This window comes from Reyranella sp. (assembly GCF_050185545.1).
Classification (GTDB): domain Bacteria; phylum Pseudomonadota; class Alphaproteobacteria; order Reyranellales; family Reyranellaceae; genus Reyranella.
This window is the reverse complement of record NZ_JBFWZI010000074.1, coordinates 1-5,509: the sequence shown is the minus strand read 5'-3', so window position 1 is coordinate 5,509 and position 5,509 is coordinate 1. Positions and strand designations below refer to the sequence as shown.

Sequence of the window (5,509 nt, the reverse complement as noted above, 5' to 3'; positions counted from 1 at the left end):
CCGGCGAGGCGGCATCGAGCCCTCAGTTCCCCGGGCCTCGTTCCATCGAGAAGGGCTGCCAGCGCACCAGGTTCGACTTCTCCAGCACCGAGGGGTTCACGCAGGCGCGCGGCCATTTGCCGGACAGCACCAGCGAGAGCTCCGCACCCACGCGGCGGCGGCGGGCCTTGTCGAAGCGGTCGGAGGCCGAGGCGACGTGCGCCGTGAGGATGACGTTGTCCATCCCGAGCAGCGGGTTGTTGTGGCCAACCGGCTCCGTCTCGAGCACGTCGAGGCCGGCGCCGGCGATCCAGCCTTCCTGCAGGGCCTTGATCAGCGCCGGTTCGTCGACCGTCGAGCCGCGACCGGTATTCACGAACAGCGACGTCTTCTTCATCTGCCGGAAGTGCCTTTCCTTCAGCAGGTGATGGGCGTCCTTCGTGCCCGGCGCATGCATGCTGACGATGTCGGCGCGCTGCATCAGCTCGTCGAGGCCGACCGGCTCGACGCCGTACTCCGACATCACCAGCTCCTCGATGTAGGGATCGTAGGCCAGCATGTGGAAGCCGAATGGCGCAGCGCGCTTGGCGACCGCGCGAGCGACATGGCCGAAAGCGACGAAGCCCAGGGTCATGCCGCGCAGGCGAGGGAACTGGTAGAGCATCGGCCGCGCCTTGGTCCATTCGCCCTTGCGCACCATCTGATCCTGCACCACGAGGCGCCGCCAGCTCGCCAGGATCAGGGTCATCGCATGGTCGGCCACCTCCTCGATGAAGGTGTCGGGGCAATTGGTGACGGGAACGCCGAGCTTGGTTGCCGCATCGACATCGACCGAATCGACGCCGACGCTGCCCAGCGACACGACCTTGAGCTTGCGGCCCGCCTCGATCACCTTGGCGGTGATGCGCGGCCGGCCCTTGGCATAGATGGCGTCGGCATCGGCCACCGCCTTGGCGAGTTCGTCGTCGCCGCCGGTCACTTCGACGATCTCGGCGCCGATGGCGCTCAGGGTTTCCATTTCCAGCGAATGGTCGGTGCCGCCGGGGCCGGTCGTCACGATCTTGAAACGAGTCACGTGTTGTCTCCTCCGCGAATTTCGCGGCACTTTAGAGCGGTTTCCGGGCAGGTGGAACCGCGGGCGGTTGTACCTGCTCGGAAGCGCGCGCATGGGCTATGCTCGGGTTCACAGGGCTCGTTTCGGCGCGATTCCGCGCGCTCAATCACGGTGGGTCGGCATGCAAGCGGTGAAGAACGTTCTGTTGATCGTGGTCGACCAATGGCGCGGCCTGATGCTGCCGAAGCTCGGCGCGCACTACCTGAGGCTGCCCAACATCGACCGGCTGTGCGAGGAGGGGGTAACCTTCCGCAACCACTTCACCCAATGTGCGCCGTGCGGTCCGGCGCGGGCCAGCCTGCTGACCAGCCTCTACCTGATGAACCATCGCGCGGTGCAGAACACCATTCCGCTCGATGCGCGTTTCACCAACCTCGGCCATGAGCTGCGGCGCGGCGGCTACGATCCGGCGCTGGTCGGCTACACCACCACGACGCCCGATCCGCGCACGACGAACGCGCAGGACCCGCGCTTCCTGGTGCTGGGCGACATCATGGATGGCTTCCGCCCGGTCGGCGCCTTTGAGCCCTACAAGGACGCCTATTTCGGCTGGGTGGCGAGCCACGGCTACAAGCTGCCTGACAATCGCGAGGACATCTGGCTGCCCGAAGGGGCCGAGCCCGCGGGCGAATCGGGAGCGGGTGCGACGGCGCGGCCGGCGCGCATCCCGCGGGAGCTGTCCGACACCGCCTGGTTCACCGAGCGAGGGTTGAGCTACTTGCGCGGCCGCGGCGGCAGGCCGTGGTTCCTGCATCTCGGCTACTACCGTCCGCATCCGCCCTTCATCGCACCGGCGCCCTACCACGCGATGTACCGGCCGGAGGACATGCCCAGGGTAGTGCGCTCGGCGAGCGCGGCGGCCGAGGCCGAGCAGCATCCGCTGCTCGCCTACTATGTGAACAACATCAGCCAGGCGAGCTTCTTCCAGGACGGCAAGGGGCTGGGCTCGGCGATGAGCGAAGACCAGGTGGCGCAGATGCGCGCCACCTATTGCGGCCTGATGAGCGAGATCGACGATCAGCTCGGCCGCGTTTTCGACCATCTGAAGCAGACCGGGCAGTGGGACCACACGCTGATCGTCTTCACCTGCGATCATGGCGAGCAGCTCGGCGACCATCATCTCTTGGGCAAGATCGGCTACACCGACGAGTCGTTCCGTATTCCGATGATCATCCGCGACCCGCGCGCCGAGGCCAACGGCACACGCGGCACCGTCGTCGAGCGCTTCACCGAGACCATCGACACCATGCCGACCATCCTCGAATGGCTCGGCCTGCCGGTGCCGCGGCAGTGCGACGGCCGCTCGCTGCTCCCGTTCTGCGAAGGCCAGCCGCCGCGCGACTGGCGCCGCGAGGTGCACTACGAGTTCGACTTCCGCGATCTCTACTACAGCAAGCCGGAATCGGCGCTCGGCATCCCGATGGACAAGTGCGCGCTCGCCGTGGTGCAGGACGAGGCCTTCAAGTACGTGCACTTCGCCGCCCTGCCGCCCCTGCTGTTCGATCTCCGCGACGATCCCGGCCAGTTCGTCAACCGCGCCGCCGATCCCGCCTACGCCAGGCCGCTCGCCGACTACGCCGCGCGCATGCTCGACTGGCGGCTGGGCTTCGCCGACCGCACCCTGACCGGATATCGCGCCACACCGAACGGGCTGGAATCGCGCGCGGCCTGACTCATGGACCGCGGGCGTCCCGCCCGCTCATGTCTCGTGATAATGAGCGGGCGGGACGCCCGCGGCCCAAAAGAGGAAGAACGGCGTCGCCACCTGCCGCACGCGATCGTGATCGCGATCGTCTCGCGCGGTTACCGCGCGCGCACATGGTCACAGCCGGAACCTCTGGAAATCGGTCGTGCAGTTCCCAAATGGGGCGCGGGAGAAGGATGATGGCCCGCAGATACCTTTTCGCAATTCTCGCGTTCGCCGCGACGATCTTCACGATTGGTCAGGTGCTGGCGCTCGCCATGACTCTGCCCGGCGAGCCCGAGATCGAGGGCGACGTGGGGGTGACGCACGGCCATGCCGTGCCCTCCGACGAACCGCTCGCGGCCGGTCGTGTCGTCGCCGTCGACCACGCGGCGGGGCGGATCACCCTGGAGTTTCGGCCGATCCCGCAGCTCTTCCTCGACGGCGGCACGCGTGTCTTCCATGTCCGGGAACCGGCCTCGCTCCAGGGTCTGGGTCCGGGCGACAAGGTGCGCTTCGAGGTCGAGCGCGATGCCCGCACCTACACGATCACGCGCATCCGCAACAGCAACTGAGGCGTCGCCCACGGCTTGGATCCGAGGCGGGATGGCATCGAGGTTGGCTGATGGCGAGTCGTGTTCTGAACGGCCGCGATCGGTCGGGCCGAACGGGCGTCGTGCAACCCGGGGATGTGGCGCGCCCACTTCTGATCGAGTGCAACCGCTCGCCGTTCCACCCGATCGCAAACCGCTCTAGACTGCTGCCATGAACGAGGAAACCTACCGCCGGCCGTCGGCCGGCCAGCATCCGCCCAACCGGTTCGATGCCTACAAATCGACGCCCGGCCGCTCGCCCAGCAAGCCGGCCGTGGTGCTGCCGCACAGCCTGTCGGAGATCACCGGCCCGCTGCTGCAGGCCGAGCGTCTCGACGGCCTGGAGAACGACCTGACGCGCCAGCGCATGGCCGAGCCCCTGGGCGAGCGCATCATCGTGCACGGACGCGTGCTCGACGAGGACGGCAAGGCAGTGCCCAATGCCATGGTCGAGATCTGGCAGTGCAATGCGGCCGGTCGCTATCACCATCCCGGCGACCAGCACGACGCGCCGCTCGATCCGAATTTTTACGGTGGCGGTCGCGCGCGGGCCGACGCCGAGGGCAGCTACAGCTTCGTCACCATCAAGCCCGGTGCCTATCCGTGGAAGAACCACCACAACGCCTGGCGGCCGGCCCACATCCATTTCTCGCTGTTCGGGCCGGGCTTCGCCACGCGCCTGATCACGCAGATGTACTTTCCCAACGATCCGCTGCTCGCCTTCGATCCGATCTACAAGTCGGTGCCCGAAGGGGCGCGCGAGCGCCTGCAGGCGGCCTTCGACATGGAGACGACCCGGCCCGAATGGGCGCTCGCCTACCGCTTCGACATCGTGCTGCGTGGCCGTAACGCCACGCCGATGGAATAGCGCCATGAGCCGCGCCCTCACGCCGTCGCAGACCATCGGGCCGTTCTACTGGGGCACGCTGGTCAAGACATATCATGCAGAATTGGCGCTGCCCGGCGTCGCCGGCGAGCGTATCGAGCTTGCGCTGTCGCTGCACGACGTCGACGGTGCCATCGTGCCCGACGGCATGCTCGAGATCTGGCAGGCCAACAGCCACGGCCGCTACAACCATCCCGACGATCGCCGCAACCTGCCGCTCGATGCCGGATTCGAGGGCTTCGGCCGCGCGTCGACCGACACCAAGGGCGTCGCGCGCTTCGCCACGGTGCGCCCGGGCCGCGTGCCGTGGCCCGCGGGCGGCCTGCAGGCCGCCCATGTCAACGTCTCGGTGTTCGCCCGCGGCGTCCTCAACCGTCTCGCGACGCGACTCTATTTCGACGGCGATGCGGCGCTGGCCGAGGACCCGGTGCTGAACCTGGTCGAGCCGGCGCGTCGTGCCACGCTGATCGCCAAGCGTAACGGCGAGGGAACCTGGCACCTGCCGATCCATCTCGGTGGTCCGAAGGAAACGGTGTTCTTCGATATCTGATTCTTTCTCCTCCCCAGCTCCGCTGGGGAAGTGTCCGCGTCATCGCGGACGGAGGAGCCATGACTCACGGACCGCGGGCGTCTCGCCCTCTCATGTTCATGCTTGTGACATGAGCGGGCGAGACGCCCGCGGTCCGGAGCATCATGACTCCTCCGCCTGCCTGCGCGTAGCCGAAGCGGCTTCGCTTCTGCGAAGCACAGGTCGCCGTAAGACGGCGGCGCCTCCCCGCGCATGGCGTGGGAAGGAGAATAAGTTCACGTCCACAGCGCCCGCACGCCGTAGTAAGCAGTGTCCTTGATCCGGCGGGCGACGCCCTGCCACAGGCGGGCGCGCGGATCGGTGCAGCAGGTCATGCTGAGCAAGACTCGGCGCTCGCCGGCCTGCAGCGGCGTCACCTTGTGGCGGACCAGAGCGCCCTCGAACAGCACCAGGCTGTTGGGCTCGGTCGGGATCGCGACGGCCTCGCCGTCCAGGCGCGCGGTCAGGACGGCGTGGCTCAGGCCGCCCTTGCCGCCGCCCTCGTTGAAGATGGTCAGTAGTGCCGTGAAGTGCCGGCCGCGATAGAAATTGTGATCATGGTGCCAGCCGATGTGATCGAGCGGCCGGTCGTAATGCAGGATCGACAGCGAGCTCTGGTCGTTGATCGGCGTCGGCGCGACCGCGGCGCCGACGACGCGCGAGATGAAGCGCATCAGGTCGGGCG

6 protein-coding genes are annotated in these 5,509 nt (G+C 67.5%); 4 read left to right on the top strand and 2 right to left on the bottom strand.

Features of this window, described 5'->3' with window-relative positions; translation table 11 throughout:
• Positions 1-22: 22 nt before the first annotated feature.
• Positions 23-1,054: a C-terminal binding protein gene (locus AB7O82_RS19825; RefSeq protein ID WP_428539049.1), complete on the bottom strand. Its 1,032-nt coding sequence runs from the start codon at positions 1,052-1,054 to the stop codon at positions 23-25.
• A gap of 160 nt (positions 1,055-1,214) precedes the next feature.
• On the opposite strand from AB7O82_RS19825, the gene pehA reads away from it, so the two are divergent.
• The 4 genes from pehA (at position 1,215) to pcaG (ending at position 4,806) form a co-directional block, all read left to right on the top strand.
• Complete coding sequence (pehA, locus tag AB7O82_RS19820) at positions 1,215-2,765, top strand: phosphoric/sulfuric ester hydrolase PehA (RefSeq protein WP_428539051.1); 1,551 nt, start codon at positions 1,215-1,217, stop codon at positions 2,763-2,765.
• 209 nt (positions 2,766-2,974) lie between these two features.
• Complete coding sequence (locus AB7O82_RS19815; RefSeq protein ID WP_428619987.1) at positions 2,975-3,352, top strand: copper-binding protein; 378 nt, start codon at positions 2,975-2,977, stop codon at positions 3,350-3,352.
• Positions 3,353-3,542: 190 nt separating this feature from the next.
• Positions 3,543-4,238 (top strand): protocatechuate 3,4-dioxygenase subunit beta, encoded by a 696-nt coding sequence (pcaH, locus tag AB7O82_RS19810; protein ID WP_428539055.1) that lies wholly within the window; start codon positions 3,543-3,545, stop codon positions 4,236-4,238.
• A 4-nt stretch (positions 4,239-4,242) separates the two neighbouring features.
• Positions 4,243-4,806 carry a protocatechuate 3,4-dioxygenase subunit alpha gene (pcaG, locus tag AB7O82_RS19805; protein ID WP_428539057.1) on the top strand — a complete coding sequence of 188 codons (564 nt, stop codon included), beginning with the start codon at positions 4,243-4,245 and terminating at the stop codon, positions 4,804-4,806.
• A gap of 254 nt (positions 4,807-5,060) precedes the next feature.
• Here the strand turns inward: pcaG and AB7O82_RS19800 are convergent.
• The coding region (locus AB7O82_RS19800; RefSeq protein WP_428619986.1) for a 2OG-Fe(II) oxygenase at positions 5,061-5,509 on the bottom strand (449 nt) is incomplete at its 5' end.

Excerpts from the sequence above, each read along its gene's own strand:
- AB7O82_RS19815 (WP_428619987.1), top strand. The coding sequence starts at position 2,975 with ATGATGGCCCGCAGATACCTTTTCGCAATTCTCGCGTTCGCCGCGACG.
- pehA (WP_428539051.1), top strand. The coding sequence starts at position 1,215 with ATGCAAGCGGTGAAGAACGTTCTGTTGATCGTGGTCGACCAATGGCGC.
- pcaG (WP_428539057.1), top strand. The coding sequence starts at position 4,243 with ATGAGCCGCGCCCTCACGCCGTCGCAGACCATCGGGCCGTTCTACTGG.
- pcaH (WP_428539055.1), top strand. The coding sequence starts at position 3,543 with ATGAACGAGGAAACCTACCGCCGGCCGTCGGCCGGCCAGCATCCGCCC.